Raw genomic sequence first — 21,165 nt, forward strand, 5'->3', positions numbered from 1 at the left:
CACCAACGCGGGAGCAAGCTCCCGCGCGGCAGATCAGGCGTACGGGCCGTCTGGCACCGTACGCCGGGGCGAAAGCAAGCGTGACACTTACTTGTTTTCCTTGACCTCTTCGAACTCGGCGTCGACGGCATCGTCGCCAGCCTTGTCCGCAGCGGAAGCTTGCGGCTGTTCGCCAGCCTGAGCCTGGTCGGCGTACATCTTCTGGGCCAGCGGAGTGGACGCCTGGGACAGGGCATTCATCTTGGCTTCGATGTCGGCCTTGTCGTCGCCCTTCACGGCCACTTCCAACTCACCCAGCGCCTTCTCGATCGCAACCTTCTCCTCAGCAGTGGCCTTGTCGCCGGCCTCGGTGATCATCTTGCGAGTGGCGTGAACCAGCGCGTCGCCCTGGTTGCGGGCAGCGGCCAGCTCTTCGAACTTGCGGTCTTCCTCGGCGTTGGCCTCGGCATCACGCACCATCTGCTGGATTTCTTCCTCGGACAGACCGGAGTTGGCCTTGATCACGATGGATTGCTGCTTGCCGGTGGCCTTGTCCTTCGCGCCGACGTGCAGGATGCCGTTGGCATCGATGTCGAAGGTCACTTCGATCTGCGGTACGCCACGCGGAGCCGGCGGAATCTCGGCCAGATCGAACTTGCCCAGGGACTTGTTCTGGGCGGCCTGCTTGCGCTCACCCTGCAGCACGTGAATGGTCACTGCAGACTGGTTGTCGTCGGCGGTGGAGAACACCTGCGACTTCTTGGTCGGGATGGTGGTGTTCTTCTCGATCAGCGCGGTCATCACGCCACCCAGGGTTTCGATACCCAGGGTCAGCGGGGATACGTCGAGCAGCAGCACGTCTTTCACATCACCGGCCAGCACGGCACCCTGGATGGCGGCACCAATGGCGACGGCCTCGTCGGGGTTCACGTCCTTGCGCGGCTCTTTGCCGAAGAAGTCGGCAACCTGCTTCTGCACCAGCGGCATACGGGTCTGGCCACCAACCAGGATCACTTCCTGGATATCGGATACGTCCAGGCCTGCGTCCTTCAGGGCGATGCGGCAGGGCTCGATGGTACGCGCGACCAGATCTTCGACCAGGGCTTCCAGCTTGGCGCGGGAAATCTTCACATTCAGGTGCTTCGGACCGGTCTGATCTGCAGTGATGTAGGGCAGGTTGACGTCAGTCTGCTGAGCGGAAGACAGCTCGATCTTGGCCTTTTCGGCAGCTTCTTTCAGACGCTGCATGGCCAGGGGATCACCCTTCAGGTCCATGCCGGACTCTTTCTTGAACTCGTCGACGAGGTAATCAATCAGGCGCAGGTCGAAGTCTTCACCACCAAGGAAGGTGTCGCCGTTGGTGGCCAGCACTTCGAACTGGTGCTCGCCGTCGACCTCAGCGATCTCGATCACCGACACGTCGAAGGTACCGCCGCCCAGGTCATAGACGATAACGGTGTGATCGCCCTTAGCCTTGTCCATGCCGTAGGCCAGTGCAGCCGCGGTCGGCTCGTTGATGATGCGCTTGACGTCCAGACCGGCGATGCGGCCGGCGTCCTTGGTAGCCTGGCGCTGGCTGTCGTTGAAGTAGGCCGGAACGGTGATCACCGCTTCGGTGACCGGCTCGCCGAGGTAGTCTTCGGCGGTCTTCTTCATCTTCTTCAGCACTTCCGCAGAGATTTGCGGCGGCGCCATCTTCTGGCCCTTCACTTCCACCCAGGCGTCACCGTTGTCGGCCTTGGCGATCTTGTAGGGAACCATCTTGATGTCTTTCTGCACGACGTCTTCTTCGAAGCGGCGACCGATCAGACGCTTCACGGCGTACAGGGTGTTCTGCGGGTTGGTGACCGCCTGGCGCTTGGCGGACTGCCCGACCAGGGTCTCACCGTCGTTGGTGTAGGCGATGATGGACGGCGTGGTGCGAGCGCCTTCGGCGTTCTCGATCACCTTGACGTTGCCGTTTTCCAGGATGGCCACGCAAGAGTTGGTGGTCCCCAGGTCGATACCAATGATTTTGCCCATATTCTCTCTCCCGAAACTTTGGATTCTCCGCGGCCTCACTTCACGGACCGCGGCAGCACATAAACGCTTGATCTAACAGATGGGGGCCCAAGCCCGGATTTCAAGCCTGCTCGTCGATCGACGGCGGCGTCGCGCTCGGAGCCTTGCTGACCACCACCATGGCGGGGCGCAACAGGCGGCCGTTGAGCAGGTAACCCTTCTGGAACACCTTGAGCACGCTGCCCGGCTCGACACGGGTGCTCTCTTCCATTGCCATGGCTTGGTGATGCTCAGGATTGAAGGGCGCGCCATGCGGGTCGACCGCCTCCAACTGGTGACGCTTGAGCGTGTCGTGGAACAGCTTAAGCGTCAGCTCCATCCCTTCGCGCACCGGCTTGATCGTCTCGTCAGTGGCGCTGGACAGTTCGAGACCGCGCTCCAGACTGTCGACAACCGGCAGCAGGTCGTTGGCGAATTTTTCCAGGGCGAACTTGTGCGCCTTCTCCACATCCTGTTCGGCACGGCGACGGATGTTTTGCAGTTCGGCGGCAACACGCAGCGACTGATCCTGGGCCGCAGCGAGCTGCTCTTCCAGCACCTGTACGCGGGTGGCGAGGTCTTCGCCGGATGCGGCGTCGGCAGCAGGATTCGCTTCGGGGGTCTGGTTATCCAGGGTCTGTTCGTCGGCCATGCCTTCCTCCTCATAAAAGACAGCTGCGGGTAAAGACCCGCTGATATGTCCGCCTATATGGGGTCGCAATTTGTCGCTTCAAGGGGGAGGAGCGATTGTCAGGCAGAAAACAAACACTGTATAAATACACAGCCAACTCAGCGCGGGAGTCGCACCATGCTGGTACACCTGTCAATCCACAATTACGCCATCGTCGAGCACCTGGATCTGGAGCTTGAGGGTGGAATGTCCGTGATCACCGGGGAAACCGGCGCCGGCAAGTCGATAATGCTCGACGCCCTCGGCCTGACCCTGGGTGATCGCGCCGACAGCGGCGTGGTGCGCCCCGGCGCCGACAAAGCCGACATCCTCGCCAGCTTCGACCTCAGCCGCATCCCCGAAGCCCGCACCTGGCTGGCCGAGCGCGACCTGGACAACGACGGCCCATGCATACTGCGACGCGTCATCACCGCCGAAGGTCGTTCCCGTGCCTACATCAATGGCAGCCCCTGCCCCCAAGGCGACCTAAAGACCCTGGGCGAACTGCTGATCGACATCCACAGCCAACACGAACACCAGTCCCTGCTCAAGACCGACACCCATCGGCGCCTGCTGGATGAGTTCGCAGGCGCCAGCGACCTCGCCCGCCAGGTGCAACTGGCAGCCCAACGCTGGCGACAGACCCGCCAGGAGCTGGAGCACCTGTCCCGAGCAGGCGACGAACAGCGGGCACGCCACCAGCTGCTCACCTACCAGTTGGACGAGTTGGAAAACCTGGCCCTCGGCGAGAACGAACTGGAACGGCTGGAGCAGGAACACAAGAACCTCGCCAATGCCGAAAGCCTGCTGGCCGCATGCCGCCAGGTCATCGAAATGTGCAGCGACAGCGATGCCGGCAACGTACTCAGCGCGCTGACCGCCAGTCTCAACCGCCTCACCGCCTTTCATTCCCAGCCAGGCGCCCTGACCGAAGCGGTCAACCTGCTGTCCAGCGCACAGATCCAGGTCGAGGAGGCCATGGGCGAGCTGAACCGCTTCCTCGATCATTTCGACGCCGACCCTGAACGCCAGCAAGCTCTGGAGGAACGTCTCGACGCCATCTACACCCTGGCTCGAAAACACCGCGTCCAACCGAACGACCTCGCCGAGCTTCAGCAACGCCTGCTGGACGAACTGGAAGCCCTCAACGCCGATGACGAAGCAGCCGAGCGACTCGCCGAGGAACTGACTGCGTATGAGCGTCACTATCAGGAGAAAGCCACTGAACTGAGCCGGCTGCGTGGCGAAGCGGCGGAACAGCTGGCCGGCGCCGTGGAAATCGAGATGCAGCGCCTGGGCATGCCCGGCGGGCGCTTCAATATCAGGCTATATGCGAGCCAGCTGGATGAGCCACAACACTACGGACTGGAACAAGTGGAGTTTCTGGTGAGCGCCAACCCTGGCCAACCGCTGAAGGCATTGGCAAAGGTCGCCTCGGGCGGCGAACTGTCCCGTATCAGCCTGGCGATCCAGGTGATCACCGCGCAGACATCACGCGTGCCCACCCTGGTCTTCGACGAGGTGGACGTTGGTATCGGCGGCCCCACCGCCGAAGTGGTTGGCCAACTGCTGCGTCGCCTCGGCGAGCGTGGCCAGGTCCTTACCGTCACCCACCTTCCGCAAGTAGCCGCGCAGGGCCACCACCACCTCTTCGTGCACAAGGTGCGTGGCACCCAGGAAACGCGCACTGCAGTGACCAAGCTGCAGGAAGCACCGCGCATCGAAGAGATCGCCCGCATGCTGGGCGGCCTGGACCTCACCGAGGAATCCCTGGCCCACGCCCGGAAGATGGTGGTCAGCGCCCAGCGCTGATTTCAACCCAAACGAAAAAGGCGACCTTGTGGTCGCCTTTTCCTTTGCGCGAAGCGCTCACTTTTTCTTGCGGATGTACAGCACCAGATTGTGGTCAACAAGCTCGTAACCACGCTCCTTGACGATTTCCTTCTGGCGCTTCTCGATTTCCGGATCGAAGAACTCGATCACTTCACCGGAATCGACGCACACCATGTGGTCGTGATGGCCGCTATCGGCCAGCTCGAACACTGCATGACCGCCGTCGAAGTTGTGACGAACCACCAGGCCCGCCGCTTCGAACTGGGTCAGAACTCGATAGACAGTGGCCAGACCGACATCTTCACCAGCTTCCATCAGGGCCTTGTAAACGTCCTCCGCGCTCATGTGGCGTTGCTCGGTGGAGTCGAGCATCTGGAGGATCTTGACCCGAGGCAAGGTCACCTTCAGGCCGGCTTTACGCAGTTCGTTGTTTTCAACCATGGTCGGTTTTCTCGAGGAATGCGGCTTTCGCAGCTTCCCTTAATGCAGGTATGATCGGGACTTTTCGTGCCCAGCCAAGATAGTGGAAGTCTCCCACCGATGCAAAACACCAAGCTCCTGCTGACCAGCCTTTCCTTCGCAGGCTTGCTCGCACTCGCCGGTTGCTCGTTTCCCGGGGTCTACAAGATCGACATCCAGCAGGGCAACGTCGTAACGCAAGACATGATAGACCAGTTGAAGCCCGGAATGACCCGGCGTCAAGTGCGGTTTATCATGGGCAACCCGCTGATCACCGACACCTTCCACGCCAAGCGCTGGGACTACCTCTACAGCATCCAGCCAGGCGGCGGTCAACGCCTACAGGAGCGCGTCAGCCTGATGTTCGACGGCAACGACCAACTGATCGGACTGGCTGGCGACTTCATGCCCGGCGTGAGCCGTGACGAAGCGATCCTCGGCGGCGAAAGCACCACCACGACTACCGAAGCCAAACCGGAACAGCCGAAAGAGCAACAAAAGGCCGAAGAACCGGCAGCGCCGGGTTCCCTGCTGGAGAAAATCCAGAAAGAAGTGGACAGCGCAGAGCCGGTACCGGTGCCGATTCCGGAGCCGCTGGAAACCTCGCCGCAATAACACGCGGCAACAAAAAAGCCCGGGCTGGTCCCGGGCTTTTTCATGGACGGGATTCAGGCGCCCCGCTCACCCTCACGCACTTGGGCAGCCTTTGCTGCTCGCTGCTTGCGCACTTCCTTCGGATCAGCGATCAGCGGCCGATATATCTCCACTCGATCCCCCTCCTCCAACAATCGATCTTCCGGGTTCGGCAGCGCCTTGCCGAAGATGCCAAGCGGGCAGCTGGCAAGATCCAGGTCGGGGAAGTGCTCCGCCATGCCCGAACGCAGCACCGCCTCCCGGGCGCTGATGCCCACAGGGACATCAAGGCGGAGTAACTGCTGGTGGCCGGCCAGGGCGTAGACCACCTCGATGTGGATCACAGCATTAGCCATAGAGCTGCTTCGCACGCTGGCAGAACGCGTCCACCATGGTATTGGCAGCCTGGGTGAACAAAGGCCCCAGGGTAGCCTTGATGATCGGGCCGGCGTAATCGAACCGCAGATCCAGACTGATCTTGCAGGCCTTGTCTCCCAACGACTTGAAATGCCAAACGCCGTGCAACTGACTGAAGGGGCCTTCTTCCAGATTCATTTCGATCATGCTGCCCCCGTCCAGCTTGTTGCGGGTGACGAAGCGCTGGCTGAGGCTGCCCTTGGCCACTTCGAGCCTGGCGAGCATATGACTCTCGCTCTCCTCCATGACGGTGGCAGCCGAACACCACGGCAGGAATTCCGGGTAGCGCGCCACATCGTTGACCAGGTCGTAGAGCGCCTGCGCAGGGAATGGCAACAGGGCGGAGCGCTGGATATGGGTGGTCATCTTGGCCTCAAACAGGGTTCCAGACCGCTTCGCGCAGGGATGCACAGGGCCGGACTGATCAAAAAAGTGCCGCATTGTCGGAGATTCACCAGCATCGCTCAAGCCTACGCCGCCGTAGCCGCGCCGTCTGCGACTCCCTATAATGCGCCGCCTATGGCTAAGCAAAAGAAACATCCGGAAGGCACCATCGCCCTCAACAAGAAGGCGCTGCACGACTATTCCATCGAACAGAAATTCGAAGCCGGGCTGGCTCTCGCCGGCTGGGAAGTGAAGAGTCTGCGCGCCGGAAAGGCACAGCTGGTGGACAGCTATGTGCTGCTGAAAGACGGCGAAGCCTGGCTGCTCGGCAGCCACATCACCCCACTGAAGACGGCGAGCACTCACGTGATTGCCGACCCGGTGCGCACCCGCAAGCTGCTGCTGCACAAGCGCGAGCTGGGCAAGCTTTTCGGCGCGGTTCAGCAGAAGGGCTACGCCTGCGTGGCGCTGTCGATCTACTGGAAGAAGCACCTGATCAAGTGCGAGATCGCCCTGGCCAAGGGCAAGAAGGAATTCGACAAGCGCGCCACGGAGAAGGAGCGCGACTCCGACCGTGAGATCGCGCGGGCCATGCGTACCAAGGGCAAGGAATAAGCCCAACACAAAACAACGCCGGGCACTGCCCGGCGTTTTTTTGCCTCAGATACCCTGACGCCGCTGAGATCTCGCCAGCCGCTGCGCTTCTAGCTGACCTTCCTCCAGCACCTCTTGAACGTACTGGATGTGCTGATGGGAAATCTCCCGCGCATCGACTGCACGCCGCTCGATGATCGCTTCATAGAGGGCCCGGTGTTGCTTCGTCAGCATGTCGCGGGTCTCACCACGCTGCAGGTACATCCCACCGATGTTGGTTACCACATTGTGCTTCAGCAGATCGAAGAGTCCCCGAATGGTGTGCAGCAGCACCGCATTGTGGCTGGCCTCGGCAATTGCCAGATGGAAGCGCGCGTCCGCCGCCCCCTCCTCCGCCCGACTTGCCTTGCTGTCCGGCGCATAGCAGGCCTGAAGACTCTCGTAGGCCTCTGTCAGGCGCTCGTGATCCACCTCCGTCGCCCGCTGCGCCGCGTAGTACGCGCATGAGCCTTCCAGGGTATGGCGAAACTCCAGGAGATCGCGCTGGGCCTCGGGATTGCTCTCCAACAATTGCAACAAGGGATCGCTGAACGTCGCCCCCAGCTCGGCAGCGACATAGTTGCCCCCGCCCTGCCGGCTGACCAGCAGCCCTCGCGCCACCAGCTTCTGGATCGCCTCACGTAGCGAGGGGCGTGACACACCGAACTGCTCGGCCAGCGCACGCTCGGCAGGTAGCCGTTCACCGGCCTTCAAGGTGCCCTCGAGGATCATCGCCTCAAGCTGACTGACGATATCGTCCGACAAGCGGCGCTGACGTACCTGACCGAATCCCATTGCTCTACCAACCCTTCACGCCGCCTCGGGCGGCCTTAAAACACAGCGCCTACGGGGCGCGACGCGGCAGCCTAACCAGCCCACCAGTCACGCACAAGAAGCACACCTTCCATCGGCCGCTCGACCAAAGTCGCAAAGCGGCAAATTGACACAACGATATTCAGGCTTTTACTCTGAGCCGTCGCTTTTGTAAATTGGTATTACCAATTATTCCGACACGCAGCGCCGACTCGGTCTTCGCCTGCCGCCGCGCCACAAGCGCAACGGTCTTCGCCCGATCCGGCAAACAGGCACTCCAAAAACAATTAGGGAGCCACCCCACGATGCAAACCTGGCAGCAGATCTATACCCCTCTCGGCAGCCTCGGGCTGTCGGCGCTCGTCGCACTGATTCCGATCATCTTCTTCTTCCTGGCCCTGGCGGTGTTCCGCATGAAGGGCTACATCGCCGGCACCATCACCCTGGCGCTGTCTCTGGCAGTGGCGATCTTCGCCTTCCAGATGCCAGTGGACATGGCGTTCGCTGCAGCCGGCTACGGCTTCGCCTACGGGCTCTGGCCCATCGCCTGGATCATCGTCGCGGCGGTGTTCCTCTACAAACTCACGGTCAAGAGCGGCCAGTTCGAAGTGATCCGCAGCTCCGTGCTGTCCATCACCGATGACCAGCGCCTGCAGGTCCTGCTGATCGGTTTCTCCTTCGGTGCCTTCCTCGAGGGTGCAGCTGGATTCGGCGCACCGGTGGCCATTACCGCCGCCCTGCTGGTCGGCCTGGGCTTCAACCCGCTCTACGCAGCGGGCCTGTGCCTGATCGCCAACACCGCACCGGTGGCCTTCGGCGCCCTGGGCATCCCGATCATCGTCGCAGGCCAGGTCACCGGCATCGACGCCTTCAAGATCGGCGCCATGACAGGCCGCCAACTGCCGCTGCTGTCGATCATCGTGCCCTTCTGGCTGGTAGCCATGATGGACGGCTGGCGCGGCATCAAGGAAACCTGGCCGGCAGCCCTGGTGGCTGGTGCCAGCTTCGCTGTCACCCAGTACTTCACCTCCAACTTCATCGGCCCGGAACTGCCCGACATTACCTCCGCGCTGGTGAGCCTGGTGTCCCTGACCCTGTTCCTGAAGGTGTGGCAGCCCAAACGCGCTGAAGACCGCGAAGTGGTCGGCATCTCTGGCGGCACAGCGGTGATGGGTGGCTTCGGCGGGCCGCGCAATACCACACCTTCACCCTACAGCTTCGGAGAGATCCTCAAGGCCTGGTCGCCCTTCCTGGTGCTGACCGTACTGGTGACCATCTGGACCCTGAAGCCCTTCAAGGCCATGTTCGCCCCGGGAGGCGCACTGGAGCAGTTCGTCTTCCTGATCGCCATCCCGCACCTCGACCAACTGGTGATGAAAGGCGCACCCATCGTGGCCACCGCCACCGCCATTCCGGCCGTCTACAAGTTCGACCCAGTATCCGCCACCGGCACCGCGATCTTCTTCTCGGCCTTGATCTCCATGGCCATCCTCGGGATTCATATCAAAAATGGTATGACCACTCTCAAGGAAACTTTCGTCGAGCTGAAGTGGCCGATCCTCTCTATCGGCATGGTGCTGGCCTTCGCCTTCGTCACCAACTTCTCCGGCATGTCCACCACCCTGGCGCTTGTCCTGGCCGGTACCGGCGCGGCCTTCCCGTTCTTCTCGCCGTTCCTCGGCTGGTTGGGCGTGTTCCTCACCGGTTCGGATACCTCGTCCAACGCCCTGTTCGGTTCCCTGCAGGCCACCACTGCGCACCAGATCGGCGTGAACGACACCCTGCTGGTAGCGGCCAACACCAGCGGCGGCGTGACCGGCAAGATGATTTCGCCGCAGTCCATCGCCGTTGCCTGCGCAGCCACAGGCATGGTCGGCAAGGAATCCGACCTGTTCCGCTTCACCCTGAAGCACAGCCTGATGTTCGCCGCCATGGTCGGCCTGATCACGCTGGCTCAGGCCTACGTGTTCACCGGCATGCTCGTACATTGATCGAGCGCCCGGGCTGCCCCGCGCGGCAGCCCGGTTCTCCCATACTGCCCTGAAGCCCGCCCCGGACCGACTACATGATCATCTCCGCCTCTACCGACTACCGTGCCGCCGCTCAGCGCAGGCTCCCGCCCTTCCTGTTCCACTACATCGACGGCGGCGCCTATGCCGAGTACACCCTGCGCCGCAACGTCGAAGACCTGGCCAGCATCGCCCTGCGCCAGCGCGTGCTGCGGAACATGTCCGAGCTGAGCCTGGAGACCAAGCTGTTCGGCGAGACCCTATCCATGCCGGTGGCGCTGGCCCCTGTTGGCCTGACCGGCATGTATGCGCGTCGCGGCGAGGTACAGGCGGCCAAAGCGGCGGCGAACAAAGGCATTCCCTTCACCCTTTCCACCGTTTCTGTCTGCCCGATCGAGGAAGTCGCGCCGGCCATCAACCGGCCCATGTGGTTCCAGCTTTACGTACTGAAAGACCGCGGCTTCATGAAAAACGCCCTGGAGCGCGCCAAGGCCGCCGGCGTGACGACTTTGGTATTCACCGTCGACATGCCGGTACCGGGCGCGCGCTACCGTGATGCCCATTCCGGCATGAGCGGCCCGAACGCAGCCATGCGCCGTGTCCTCCAGGCCATGACCCACCCGACCTGGGCCTGGGATGTGGGCTTGCTGGGCAAGCCCCATGACCTGGGCAACATCTCCACCTACCGGGGCAACCCCACGGGCCTGGCCGACTACATCGGCTGGCTCGGCGCCAACTTCGATCCATCGATTTCCTGGAAGGACCTGGAGTGGATCCGCGATTTCTGGAAAGGCCCGATGGTGATCAAGGGCATCCTCGACCCCGAGGACGCAAAAGACGCGGTGAAATTCGGTGCTGACGGCATCGTTGTCTCCAACCACGGTGGCCGCCAACTCGATGGCGTGCTTTCCAGCGCCCGCGCCCTGCCGGCCATCGCCGATGCAGTGAAGGGCGAACTGAAGATTCTCGCTGACTCCGGCATCCGCACTGGCCTCGACGTGGTGCGCATGCTGGCCCTCGGCGCCGACACCGTGATGCTCGGCCGCGCCTTCGTCTACGCTCTGGCCGCAGCAGGCGGAGCAGGCGTAAGCAACCTGCTGGACCTGATTGAAAAGGAAATGCGTGTGGCCATGGTGCTTACCGGCGCCAAATCCATCGGCGAAATCAGCGCCGACTCGCTGGTACGCGAACTCGGTCGCTGACCGGCCACCCAACTCCGGCGGGCCGCCCGCGGCCCGCGACAAATAGACGGGACACCGCATGAGCCTGCCGATTCCTTTCCTCAACACCGTTGAACACCTGATCCCCCGCGAGCGTCGTTTCGACGATCCGCTGTCCACCCTGGCCTTCGGCACCGACGCGAGCTTCTACCGGCTGATTCCCAAGCTGGTGATCCGCGTGGAGAGTGAAGCCGAAATCATTGCCCTGCTGAAAGCCGCCCACGCCGAACTGGTCCCGGTGACCTTCCGCGCGGCCGGCACCAGCCTTTCCGGCCAGGCCATCACCGATTCGGTATTGCTGGTCCTGGGTGACAACTGGAACGGCCGCGACATTCGCCAAGGCGGCGCACAGATTCGCCTGCAACCCGGCGTCATCGGCGCCCAGGCCAACGCCTGGCTGGCCCCCTTCGGCCGCAAGATCGGCCCGGACCCAGCCTCCATCAACGCCTGCAAGATCGGCGGCATCGTCGCCAACAATGCCAGCGGCATGTGCTGCGGCACCGCGCAGAACAGCTACCACACCCTCGCCGGACTGCGCCTGGTGCTGGCCGACGGTACCCTGCTGGATACCGAAGACCCTGCCAGCATCGCTGCCTTCCGCCACAGCCATGGCCCACTGCTGGCCGAGCTGGCCGAGCTGGGCCGACAGACCCGCGCCAACACCGAACTGGCTGCGAAGATTCGCCACAAGTACCGCCTGAAGAACACCACCGGCCTGTCGCTCAACGCCCTGGTGGACTTCGACCAGCCCCTGGATATCCTCAGCCACCTGCTGGTCGGCTCCGAAGGTACCCTCGGCTTCATCAGTGCAGTTACCTACGACACCGTGCCCGACCACCCGCATAAGGCCAGCGCGCTGATCGTCTTCCCCGACGTGGAAAGCTGCTGCAAGGCGGTGACCCTGCTGAAAAGCCAGCCGGTTTCGGCAGTGGAACTGCTGGACCGGCGCAGCCTGCGCTCGGTCCAGAGCAAGCCCGGCATGCCCGACTGGGTGAAAGGACTGTCGGCCAACGCCTGCGCCCTGCTGATCGAATCCCGCGCGGCCAGCCAGAGCCTGCTGCACGAGCAATTGGCGCAGATCATGGCGTCCATTGCTCATTTCCCGCTGGAACAGAAGGTCGACTTCAGCGAAGACCCAACCGTCTACAACCTGCTGTGGAAAATCCGCAAGGACACCTTCCCCGCCGTCGGAGCTGTACGCCAGACCGGCACCACAGTGATCATCGAAGACGTCACCTTCCCCATCGAGCAACTGGCCGAAGGCGTCAATCGCCTGCTGGCGTTGTTCGACAAGCACGGCTACGACGAAGCGATCATTTTCGGCCACGCCCTCGAGGGCAACCTGCACTTCGTCTTCACCCAGGGTTTCGACAGCCCCGAACAGGTGGCCCGCTACGAAGCCTTCATGCAGGACGTGGCGCAACTGGTGGCAGTGGAGTTCGGAGGCTCTCTCAAGGCCGAACACGGTACCGGACGCAATATGGCGCCCTTCGTCGAACTGGAATGGGGCAGCGATGCGTATCAGCTCATGTGGAAGATCAAGCGCCTGCTGGACCCACGCGGCGTGCTCAACCCTGACGTGATACTCAGTGAAGACAACGACATTCACCTGAAGAACCTCAAGCCGCTTCCGGCCGCCGACGAAATCGTCGACAAGTGCATTGAATGCGGTTTCTGCGAACCGGTATGCCCATCCAAGGGACTGACCCTGAGTCCGCGCCAACGCATCGTGATCTGGCGTGACATTCAGGCCAAACAGCGCGCGGGCATCGACACCATCGAACTTGAACAGGCCTACCAATACCAGGGCATCGACACTTGCGCCGCCACCGGCCTCTGCGCCCAGCGCTGCCCGGTGGGCATCAATACCGGTGATCTGGTGAGCAAGCTACGTGCGAAGAGCGCCCTCCATGCTGGCAGCGCCAACTGGCTGGCCGGCCACTTCGCTACCGCCCTCAGCGGCGCGCGCCTGACCCTGCGTGTCGCCAACGGCGCCCGCCGCGTGCTCGGCGCGCCCTTGCTGGAGAAAGCTTCCGGTGCCCTGCGCCAGCTTTCCGGCAACCGCCTGCCACAATGGACACCCGCCCTGCCCCAGGCCGTAGCCCCCATCCACATTACCCCGCCCACCACCGGCAATCGGCCAAGGGTGGTTTACCTCGCAGCATGCGTCTCCCGCGCCATGGGCCCATCGGCAGGCGACCGCGAGCAGGTGCCCTTGATCGACAAGACTCGAATGCTGCTGGAGAAGGCCGGCTACCAAGTGGTGTTCCCGGAGAACCTCGACAGCCTCTGCTGCGGCCAGCCGTTTGCTTCCAAGGGTTACGCCGATCAGGCCGAAAACAAGCGCCGCGAACTGGTGGATGCCCTACTCAGCGCCAGCCGCGGCGGCCTGGACCCGATCTACTGCGACACCAGCCCCTGCACCTTGCGCCTGGTGCAGGACGGACTGGATTCACGCCTGCAGCTGTTCGACCCAGTGCGCTTCATCCGCAACTATCTGCTGGAACGGCTGGACTTCACCCCCCAGGACAAACCAGTGGCCATCCATGTCACCTGCAGCACCCAGCACCTGGGCGAGGCACAGGGTCTGATCGATATCGTCAAACGCTGCACGCGGGAAGTCGTGATACCGGAAGGTATCCATTGCTGCGGCTTCGCCGGTGACAAGGGATTCACCACCCCGGAACTGAATGCCCATTCCCTGCGCTCCCTGAAAGACGCCGTGCAGATCTGCGACGAAGGCATCTCCACCAGTCGTACCTGCGAGATCGGCCTATCCCAGCATGGCGGCATCGACTATCACGGGCTGGTCTACCTGGTGGACCGCGTTACCCGTCCCCGTGTAGTGGCGTGAGTCAGGGCAGCGCCTCGCTGCGTGGGGGCGAATTCATTCGCGAATGAATTCGCCCCACAGCGAAACATTCCACGTCTTGCCACTTGGGCAAAAAACCTGAACCCCCTCGCAAACAGGGCAGTCCACCCCCATGAGCCCTGCAAATGGCCACGGGCTTATCCGTCTCGGACACGAAGGCCCCGAGTGCCGAAAAATCGAGAGGTGACTCCCCATGAAACGCACCGCCCTCTTCATCACCGCCGCCCTGCTTGCTTCGCCCATATTCGCCGCCGACGATCTGTGCGCAGTCAACCTGCAGAAACTCAACGATGCCATGGCTACCAACACCAACCTCGGCGACCCACTGCGCCAGGAGGTCGAGGACCTGCGCATGAAGGCCGAACAGGCCCAACAGAGTGGTGACACCAAGGCCTGTATCAACCACAGCAGCATGGCCCTGCAACGTCTCCAGCAACCGGCTACGGATGGCGGCTCGGGTGGATCCAGCTGATACCGGGTTAACCCTTCCGTGACTTGAGTGGGGCTGCGCGCGGCCCTGCTCGCCGTTATCCCAACCATGCGGCACAAGTCAGGGGCTTACCTATACTGCTCAGCGGTTAACCCGAAAAGGAGGTTCGACATGCGCCGTCTTGCCGTTTTCCTTGCCGCCGTACTGCTCAGTGCTCCAGTTCTTGCCTCACACTGCCCAGCAGATATGGCAAAGATCGATGCAATCCTGAAGACCGATCCACCCGCTGACCCCGCCGTACTCGATCAAGTGAAAAAGCTCCGCGCCGAGGGCGAAGAGCTGCATAACTCCGGCGATCATGCCGAGTCTGAGAAAGTGCTGGCTGAAGCGCTGAACCTGCTGCAGTCCAGCGAATAGGAAATCGCCCAGGATCCAGCGCGAGCTGGATCCTGGGCTTCAGGCCTCCTGGCCCAGCAGCGAAAGCGCCATGCGGCGCACCTGCTTCAAGTCCACAGGTTTGCTCAGGCAGGCGTCGGCACCGCGACGGCGCGCTTCGGCCAGTAGCTTTTCATCCACAGCCGCACTCACCACCAGCACTGGCGTCATTGCCAAACGCGGGCTCGACCGCACGAAGTCGAGCACATCGAGGCCATCACCGTCCGGCAAGTCCAGGTCGAGCAACAACAGCGACGGCGTGATATCCGCCAACAGTCCCAGCGCCTTGCCCACCGAGCCGGCGCCGCGCACCTCAGCCATGTCGCGCAGGCCTTCCTGCAACACCTTGAGGCAGGCCGGATGGTCTTCCACACAGAGCACCTTCGGCAGTACCTGCGGCTCCTCCAAGTCAGGCTTGACCGGCGCTGGCGGCTCGAAGTCGTCCGATGCCGCAACACTGGGCAGGTCGATCCAGAAACGGCTACCGATATCCGGCGCGCTGCTGAAGCCCATTTCGCCACCCATCAGCTCCGCCAGTTCGCGGCACAGCACCAGACCGATACCGGTTCCCGGAATGGTCGAGTTTTCCCGGCCCAGCCGCTGGAAAGGCTGGAACAGCATCGTCTGCTGCTCCTGGCTCAGGCCCGGGCCACTGTCAGCCACCCAGAGACGCACCGCGGCCGGGCGTATCTCGTAGCCCATGCTCACCATCCCTTGTGGGCTGTTGTACTTCACCGCGTTGGACAGCAGGTTCAGCATCACCTGGCGCAGGCGCCGGGCATCCGCCATCACGTGCAACGGCGGTGCAGGCGGCGGCATCAGCTGCAACTGCAGGTTGCGCGCCTGCAGCTCGGGCTGGATCAGTTCGGAGCAGCTGGCCAGCAACGGGCCGATCTCTACCGGCTTGAGCTGCAGCTTCTGGCGCCTGTTCTCGATGCTCGACAGGTCGAGAATGTCGTCCACCAGTGACGTGAGGTGACGGCTGGCGTTGACGATCTCCTGCGCGTAATCCCCTTCCACCTTGCGATCTTCCTGCCCTTCCGCCTCCAGCGCGATGAGCTGGGCGAAGCCGTTTATGGCATTGAGCGGCGTACGCAGTTCGTGGCTCATGCTGGACAGGAAGCGGCTCTTGGCCTGACTCGCGGCCTGGGCCTCGCGACTGGCGACACGCAACTCTTCTTCCACCTGTTTGAGCCGGGTGATATCCACGTGTGTACCAGCGACTCGCAGGGCTCGGCCGTCGGAGTCGCGCTCAAGCACCTTGCCGCGGCTGAGCAACCAGGAATAGCGCCCCTCCACATCGGCAAAGCGGTACTCGGCGTCGAAGTTGTCCTGGTCGCTGACCGAGAACAGCATCCGTAGGCGACGCACCCGCTCCACATCGTCCGGGTGCACACGCTCGTTGAATTCGGCGAACGTGATGTTGTCGCTGCGAAGGCCAAAGCGTTTGACGAATCGCCCACTCATCTTGATCGACAGGGTGATGGCATCCACTTCCCAGAGGCTTTCAGTGGTGCTCTCCAGCACCAGATCGAGGTTGCGCCGGGCTTCCAGGCGCTCCTCCTCGCTCGCCTGCAATTGCGCGCCGCTAAGCTGCACCGCCTCCGCCAACGCCTGCAGTTCGGCAATGCGGCTACTGGGTGCAGGTGGGCGGAAGTCGCCCTGGCCGATGCGTTTCATCATGCCCATGATTCCGGCCATGGGCGTGGCCAGCTCACCGCTGAGCCGCCGTGACCGCGACCACATCCAGGCGAAGAACAGCGCGTAGAAGAAACCGAGTCCGGCGATCAGCAGGTAACCGATCTGCTGGTAACGCTCAGCGAGCCGGTTGGTTTCCTTGAAGATGTTGGCCTCGTCCACCACCATCATCAGCCGCCAGCCGGTTTGCGGAATCTCGGCCCAGGCCACCAGTTGCTTGCGCCCACCCAACTCGACTTCCTGGACATTGCCCTTGCCGGCGGCCATGGCCTCCAGCAGCGGCTGCATCTCGCGGTGGCGAGCCAGGTTGAAGTCCTCGGGCTTGAGCACTTCGCGGCGCACGGCCTCGTCGTAGGAGAAGCGGGTCAGTTCGCGCAGGCCAAAATCACGCTCGCCCGCCTCCGGCAGCGCCATGATGCTGTGGTCGCGGCTCACCAGCATTGCGTAGCCCTGCCACGGCACCTTCAAGCTACCTATCTCGCCAAGCATCTGCCCGACGGTGATATCCAGTCCCACCACCCCTTCAAGGAAATCGCCACGGTAGACCGGGGTGATCGCCGACATCATCCAGCCAAGTCCGGCCGGGTCGAGGTAAACGTCCGTCCAGACCGTCTTGCGCTGCGGATTGTGCTTGGCGTCGGCGAGGTAATAGAAGTTGTAGTTGGGTATCACCATGTCATGGGGATACTGCTCGGGCGTCATGAAGAACGGAAAGATGCGGTTGTAGCTGTCCCAGCTGTTGAAGTAGACCGCTGCCACCAGCGGGTTGGACTCGCGGATGGAACGCATGAGCGGGTCGACTTGGGACAGGCGCAGGGCCTTGTCGTGATCCTGCTTCTCCACCGGCGTGCTGCTGGCATAGAAGGACGCGGCGCGGCCATCGTCGGTGCGGGTGTAATAGACGCCATCCGAACTCAGCACATGCCGCTGGCGCTCCAGGTCATCCGGCCTGAAGCTGCGATCCTGAATCGCCCGGCCAACCGCATCACGGAACAGGCGCGTGGGCACCTCGATGCCCTGCAGTCGCATATCGATCACTTTTCCCTCGCGCAGCACCGCGCCACTCAAGTCCTCCAGCGCGCTCTGCTGCAGGTAGTCCACCTGGGCATCGCGAATCGCACTGTTGGTCAACAGATAAGCCGTGATCAACACCGATTCGACCAGAATCAGCGGGATCAGGGCACTCTGTACGAAGGCACGCCAGATCCACTGGCGGAGGGGAGTTCGGGCAGAACGCGGCATGGCGACGTCTCGGCTCAAAGGTCTTCCTGACAATAGCCTGCAATCATATCGCAAGCACCCATGACATTAGGTTAAAAGCGCGGTCGACGCTGCCCCCCTTTTTGCCGTAGAATCCGCACTGTTGTACACCCTGCAGTTCTTGGGGCCGATTAGGATTCGACGCCGGTAACAAAACTCTAGGGGCATGCCGAGCTGGTAGCAGACCTCGTAAATTAGCTGCTGCAAACTATTAGTTGCCAACGACGACAACTACGGGGCGGCCCTCGCGGCCTAACCCTTCTGGCGGCTTCGGCTGCCAGCAGTCATGAGGGGATGCCTGTAAACCCGAAATGACTGTCAGATAGAACAGGATCGCCGCCAAGTTCGCTGTAGACGTAACGGCTAAAACTCATACAGCTCGCTCTGAGCACCCTGCCAGTCGGGCCGCAAAGAGCTAACTCAGTAGACTTGGCTAAGCATGTAGTCCCGAAAGCGGAGAGCTGGCGGACGGGGGTTCAAATCCCCCCGGCTCCACCAAAAACAACGACTAAGCCCCTGATTTTCCTAGCGAATTTCAGGGGCTTTTTCGTTTCTGCCTGGATGTCTCGAAGAAGTGTCGAACATCGATGACCCTTCGGGTCGAAGCAAGGGTTTGCAAAGCTCCCTACTTCAGTTTCCCGTGCAAAAAAACCGCGCCTGCCGTTAGCGCAGCGGCACCAAGGCCTGTCGCGATCATCGCACCGATTCTCATATTCCCTCGCTGAGTAGTTGTGGAGCGCTCCCCACAATCACGGGCTTCCTTCTTCTGCCGCTTGTCCCCATTTTCCGCCATCTTCGCGTACCGCATCCGCTCCTCAGGGGAATCAGCATTCTTGATTGCCTCCTTCAAAGCTTCCATCAGTGCTTCTGAGGTGGCGGCACTTGCCTTCAATTCTTCCGCATCAACCTTTGCAGCGCTCTCCGATGCCTTTGAGATCCCCTCTAGGGCCTCCTTAACAACTTCATCGCTGACCTTCTCCGGCTTATAAGCTGTCATGCCCCACTCCTTCCTTGCTATCAACGAACAAGCCCTTGAATGATGGCACAAGACTATCAGTGCAGCTCCGAAAGGCCACACGACATCGAGGAGCTGAATAGAAGGAGTACCGAGCGGCCCAAACGGATCGCGTCCTGAAGATGATCCGGCGAAAGGTGGGCATAACGCAGGGTCATCACCAGCGTGGAGTGCCCCAGGACTCCTGGAGGGTCACGATGTTGCCGCCATTCTGGACAAAGTGGCTTGCAAAGGTATGCCGCAATGCGTGGGCCGCTTGGCCTTTGGGTAGCTGAATCGTTGCCCCCGCACCGAAACCGCGACAGCGGTGTATTGATGTGCTGCCGGATTCCGGCGTAATCGTTATTCGCAGTGCCCCTTTGGCCGGGATGTCCCGGGACCTGCGGGCTCGCTGTCCGGGACTGCCTCGGCGTCTTCCTCCGGGTCGGGGAACGAGTAGAGCTCCGAGCGGGAAAACAACGGCAAGTGTCGCGATTTCTCGCTGGGCTCGCGCGGGTCGTGGGGCTTGCGGATGACCGGCGGGAGGACGGGTTTGTCGCAACAGCTTTGGATGTTCATGGTGCTCTCGATAACGCCCAATACGCTTTGGGCTGGTGCTGTCAGCGTGTCAGGTCGTTTGAGAGCTGTCGGTGCGTTATAGCACTGATGCTTTGCAGCAAAGCCACCTCAAGGCGTCGGCCCCTGGTGCGGAGCCAATTCGTCATCCTGCGGTACGCGTGCCGCTTCATTCGCCTCCTCGGCACGTTTGTGCAGCAGCTCACCGGGGGTCTTGATCCGCGGTGAGTGCTTCGAGTTCGGCTTGCGAGGTTTGCGCGGCGGATTGGGATCGATGTGGGTATGCATGGCGACCTCGGGGTGCTGGCGCTGCGGTGGGCAGTGCCTTGCCCATCGAGCATTGCAGTTCGGACCGGGCGTCTCGGTGCGTCATCCCACAGACGGCTAAGTGCTCCAACGCACCGACTGCGCGCGACGGTACTGCCACGCTGCTTGAAGCACAGCATTTCGCATGCCCTTCAAGGAACAGACATGACAGATAAAGCCGACAGCCACGACGCCGACACCGTCGCCCCTGCACAGAAGCCGGACATCCCGCCGCACTTGCAGCGAGCACACGCCCTCCATCACTTCCTGGAAAGGGTCGACGCCATCATCAAGAAACGCTGCGCGTTGTTACTGGCGCGTCAAACCAGGGAGGCGGCCTCGGGTAACAAGCCTCAGCGACAAGAGGAGCAAATGCCGCCGGCCTTCCATCATTCCATCACCCCGCGCGGCGATGACGAACTTACCAATCCGGGCCCTGACGAGGCTCCGAAACGCTTAACACCATCCGCAGACTGAGGACAGACCATGAGCAGGCTCCTTGCAGACATCATCAAGAGCAAATGGCGAGAGCTGGTGGGTACCGCCAGGATCCTCTGGGACGAGCTGACCGTGGCCGAGCTGATCAACTCCGAAGGGGATGCACAAAAGCTGGCGAACCTGATCGAGGAACGCTACGAGATGACCCATGAAGAGGCTGAAAAACAAGTGCTCAGCTTCTTCGAGAGAAGCCGCACCCTGTAGCTGCGCGTGCAGCAGGGGCCTGCGCCAACAAGGGAACAGCCCATGATCACTGCATACTTCGTCGTTGCAAGAAGCTCCGGCAACATCATCCGGATCACTCGGCGAGAGAGCCCGCCAGATGATACGCCCACTGTTTTCAACGTCCCCATCTCGACCTCCAACCAGATGCGCTACGACAGCCTGTATGCCGATGGCGCGGACCTGATCAGCCTGCAAAGCGTCACCCGGCCGGCCAAGGCCGACACTGCGAAACCCCAGAATTCGTGCCGGATCGACTGACTCGCAAGCCCCCTCTCCCCTGTCCCGCCTATGTGCGGTAGCAGACAGACGCCCACTGCCGACGCCTAGAGACTCGACTAGACAACGCTGCACAGCCCCTCATGGCGGGGAAACGCCTGATGAATCTGTTCCAACTCAAACGCAACTCCATGGCGAATCGGCTGGACCTGCTGATGAACAGCAGCGCGGCACTCGTACTGGTGATCTTTCTGCTGCTCGCTGGGCCACTGGAGGCATGGCAGGAAGCTACGGCCCTGGCCATGATCGGCCTGGCAGCGACGCGCCCCGTCGTTGCATTGCTGCGGCATTACGCAACCTGGCCGCGACCGGCGCATGTGCGCTCGACCATTCCGCCGCTGCTGGTGATTTTCGTCCTGCTCGGTGTGCTTCTGCTGATGCCCCTGGCACTGGTGGCTGGCCCCTGGCACGCAACTGCCTTTGGCATTGGCCTCCTGTGCGGCTTCCTGCTGGATCGTGCCGATATCCAGCGGGTTGATCCCTGAAGCGGCAACCATTACCTCAG

General features: G+C 62.0%; 21 protein-coding genes, 1 other RNA gene and 1 pseudogene. 13 read left to right on the forward strand and 10 right to left on the reverse strand.

Annotated elements, in window-relative coordinates; translation table 11 throughout:
* Nucleotides 1-87: 87 nt before the first annotated feature.
* The gene (dnaK, locus tag SA496_RS22100; RefSeq protein ID WP_120654499.1) at nucleotides 88-2,001 is read right to left on the reverse strand and encodes a molecular chaperone DnaK; all 1,914 of its coding nucleotides are present in this window, start codon (nucleotides 1,999-2,001) and stop codon (nucleotides 88-90) included.
* Between the two features lie 100 nt (nucleotides 2,002-2,101).
* On the reverse strand, nucleotides 2,102-2,671 hold the full coding sequence (grpE, locus tag SA496_RS22105) for a nucleotide exchange factor GrpE (RefSeq protein ID WP_330114468.1): 570 nt from the start codon (nucleotides 2,669-2,671) through the stop codon (nucleotides 2,102-2,104).
* Nucleotides 2,672-2,827: 156 nt separating this feature from the next.
* Between grpE and recN the strand changes: the two genes are divergently transcribed.
* Nucleotides 2,828-4,501, forward strand: coding sequence for a DNA repair protein RecN (recN, locus tag SA496_RS22110; protein ID WP_120654497.1), 1,674 nt, complete (start codon nucleotides 2,828-2,830; stop codon nucleotides 4,499-4,501).
* A 57-nt stretch (nucleotides 4,502-4,558) separates the two neighbouring features.
* Here recN and fur read toward each other — a convergent pair whose 3' ends face one another.
* A complete protein-coding gene (fur, locus tag SA496_RS22115) occupies nucleotides 4,559-4,963 on the reverse strand; it encodes a ferric iron uptake transcriptional regulator (protein WP_120654496.1) in 405 nt (134 codons plus the stop codon).
* 99 nt (nucleotides 4,964-5,062) lie between these two features.
* Between fur and SA496_RS22120 the strand changes: the two genes are divergently transcribed.
* Nucleotides 5,063-5,596 carry an outer membrane protein assembly factor BamE gene (locus tag SA496_RS22120; protein WP_120654495.1) on the forward strand — a complete coding sequence of 178 codons (534 nt, stop codon included), beginning with the start codon at nucleotides 5,063-5,065 and terminating at the stop codon, nucleotides 5,594-5,596.
* 53 nt (nucleotides 5,597-5,649) lie between these two features.
* Here the strand turns inward: SA496_RS22120 and SA496_RS22125 are convergent, their stop codons facing one another.
* A complete protein-coding gene (locus tag SA496_RS22125; RefSeq protein WP_153920525.1) occupies nucleotides 5,650-5,970 on the reverse strand; it encodes an RnfH family protein in 321 nt (106 codons plus the stop codon).
* The gene (locus SA496_RS22130) at nucleotides 5,963-6,397 is read right to left on the reverse strand and encodes a type II toxin-antitoxin system RatA family toxin (RefSeq protein ID WP_120654493.1); all 435 of its coding nucleotides are present in this window, start codon (nucleotides 6,395-6,397) and stop codon (nucleotides 5,963-5,965) included. Before SA496_RS22130 ends, SA496_RS22125 begins: the two co-directional genes overlap by 8 nt.
* Before the next feature lie 153 nt (nucleotides 6,398-6,550).
* On the opposite strand from SA496_RS22130, the gene smpB reads away from it, so the two are divergent.
* Nucleotides 6,551-7,030 (forward strand): SsrA-binding protein SmpB, encoded by a 480-nt coding sequence (smpB, locus tag SA496_RS22135; protein WP_028629989.1) that lies wholly within the window; start codon nucleotides 6,551-6,553, stop codon nucleotides 7,028-7,030.
* A gap of 45 nt (nucleotides 7,031-7,075) precedes the next feature.
* Here the strand turns inward: smpB and SA496_RS22140 are convergent, their stop codons facing one another.
* The gene (locus tag SA496_RS22140) at nucleotides 7,076-7,843 is read right to left on the reverse strand and encodes an FCD domain-containing protein (protein WP_120654492.1); all 768 of its coding nucleotides are present in this window, start codon (nucleotides 7,841-7,843) and stop codon (nucleotides 7,076-7,078) included.
* A 323-nt stretch (nucleotides 7,844-8,166) separates the two neighbouring features.
* Between SA496_RS22140 and SA496_RS22145 the strand changes: the two genes are divergently transcribed.
* The 5 genes from SA496_RS22145 to SA496_RS22165 all read left to right on the forward strand — a co-directional run bounded on the left by SA496_RS22145 (nucleotide 8,167) and on the right by SA496_RS22165 (nucleotide 14,809).
* Complete coding sequence (locus tag SA496_RS22145; protein WP_120654491.1) at nucleotides 8,167-9,852, forward strand: lactate permease LctP family transporter; 1,686 nt, start codon at nucleotides 8,167-8,169, stop codon at nucleotides 9,850-9,852.
* A gap of 74 nt (nucleotides 9,853-9,926) precedes the next feature.
* Nucleotides 9,927-11,072 (forward strand): FMN-dependent L-lactate dehydrogenase LldD, encoded by a 1,146-nt coding sequence (gene lldD, locus SA496_RS22150; protein WP_153920527.1) that lies wholly within the window; start codon nucleotides 9,927-9,929, stop codon nucleotides 11,070-11,072.
* 58 nt (nucleotides 11,073-11,130) lie between these two features.
* A complete protein-coding gene (locus SA496_RS22155) occupies nucleotides 11,131-13,944 on the forward strand; it encodes an FAD-binding and (Fe-S)-binding domain-containing protein (protein WP_330114469.1) in 2,814 nt (937 codons plus the stop codon).
* Between the two features lie 211 nt (nucleotides 13,945-14,155).
* Nucleotides 14,156-14,434, forward strand: coding sequence for a hypothetical protein (locus SA496_RS22160; RefSeq protein WP_330114470.1), 279 nt, complete (start codon nucleotides 14,156-14,158; stop codon nucleotides 14,432-14,434).
* 129 nt (nucleotides 14,435-14,563) lie between these two features.
* The gene (locus SA496_RS22165) at nucleotides 14,564-14,809 is read left to right on the forward strand and encodes a hypothetical protein (RefSeq protein WP_120654487.1); all 246 of its coding nucleotides are present in this window, start codon (nucleotides 14,564-14,566) and stop codon (nucleotides 14,807-14,809) included.
* A gap of 39 nt (nucleotides 14,810-14,848) precedes the next feature.
* On the opposite strand, the gene SA496_RS22170 is transcribed toward SA496_RS22165, so the two are convergent.
* The gene (locus SA496_RS22170; protein ID WP_120654486.1) at nucleotides 14,849-17,767 is read right to left on the reverse strand and encodes a hybrid sensor histidine kinase/response regulator; all 2,919 of its coding nucleotides are present in this window, start codon (nucleotides 17,765-17,767) and stop codon (nucleotides 14,849-14,851) included.
* A gap of 141 nt (nucleotides 17,768-17,908) precedes the next feature.
* Here SA496_RS22170 and ssrA point away from each other — a divergent pair.
* Nucleotides 17,909-18,283: a transfer-messenger RNA gene (gene ssrA / locus SA496_RS22175) on the forward strand.
* A gap of 127 nt (nucleotides 18,284-18,410) precedes the next feature.
* On the opposite strand, the gene SA496_RS22180 is transcribed toward ssrA, so the two are convergent.
* The 3 genes and pseudogenes from SA496_RS22180 to SA496_RS22190 all read right to left on the reverse strand — a co-directional run bounded on the left by SA496_RS22180 (nucleotide 18,411) and on the right by SA496_RS22190 (nucleotide 19,643).
* The gene (locus SA496_RS22180; RefSeq protein WP_120654485.1) at nucleotides 18,411-18,782 is read right to left on the reverse strand and encodes a hypothetical protein; all 372 of its coding nucleotides are present in this window, start codon (nucleotides 18,780-18,782) and stop codon (nucleotides 18,411-18,413) included.
* A 56-nt stretch (nucleotides 18,783-18,838) separates the two neighbouring features.
* Nucleotides 18,839-19,077 (reverse strand): annotated as a pseudogene (locus tag SA496_RS22185) (tyrosine-type recombinase/integrase); the annotation flags it as partial.
* A 389-nt stretch (nucleotides 19,078-19,466) separates the two neighbouring features.
* The gene (locus SA496_RS22190) at nucleotides 19,467-19,643 is read right to left on the reverse strand and encodes a hypothetical protein (RefSeq protein ID WP_153920530.1); all 177 of its coding nucleotides are present in this window, start codon (nucleotides 19,641-19,643) and stop codon (nucleotides 19,467-19,469) included.
* Between the two features lie 183 nt (nucleotides 19,644-19,826).
* Here SA496_RS22190 and SA496_RS22195 point away from each other — a divergent pair, with 183 nt between their 5' ends.
* The 4 genes from SA496_RS22195 to SA496_RS22210 all read left to right on the forward strand — a co-directional run bounded on the left by SA496_RS22195 (nucleotide 19,827) and on the right by SA496_RS22210 (nucleotide 21,145).
* The gene (locus SA496_RS22195; protein WP_153920533.1) at nucleotides 19,827-20,138 is read left to right on the forward strand and encodes a hypothetical protein; all 312 of its coding nucleotides are present in this window, start codon (nucleotides 19,827-19,829) and stop codon (nucleotides 20,136-20,138) included.
* A gap of 9 nt (nucleotides 20,139-20,147) precedes the next feature.
* Entirely contained in the window at nucleotides 20,148-20,363 is a 216-nt protein-coding gene (locus tag SA496_RS22200; RefSeq protein ID WP_120654483.1) for a CsbD family protein, read from the forward strand.
* A gap of 42 nt (nucleotides 20,364-20,405) precedes the next feature.
* Complete coding sequence (locus tag SA496_RS22205; protein ID WP_330114471.1) at nucleotides 20,406-20,642, forward strand: hypothetical protein; 237 nt, start codon at nucleotides 20,406-20,408, stop codon at nucleotides 20,640-20,642.
* Nucleotides 20,643-20,761: 119 nt separating this feature from the next.
* Entirely contained in the window at nucleotides 20,762-21,145 is a 384-nt protein-coding gene (locus SA496_RS22210; protein WP_330114472.1) for a hypothetical protein, read from the forward strand.
* The last annotated feature ends 20 nt before the right edge of the window (nucleotides 21,146-21,165 follow it).

The sequence above is a fragment of the Pseudomonas sp. JS3066 genome (assembly GCF_036328175.1).
Classification (GTDB): Bacteria; Pseudomonadota; Gammaproteobacteria; order Pseudomonadales; family Pseudomonadaceae; genus Metapseudomonas.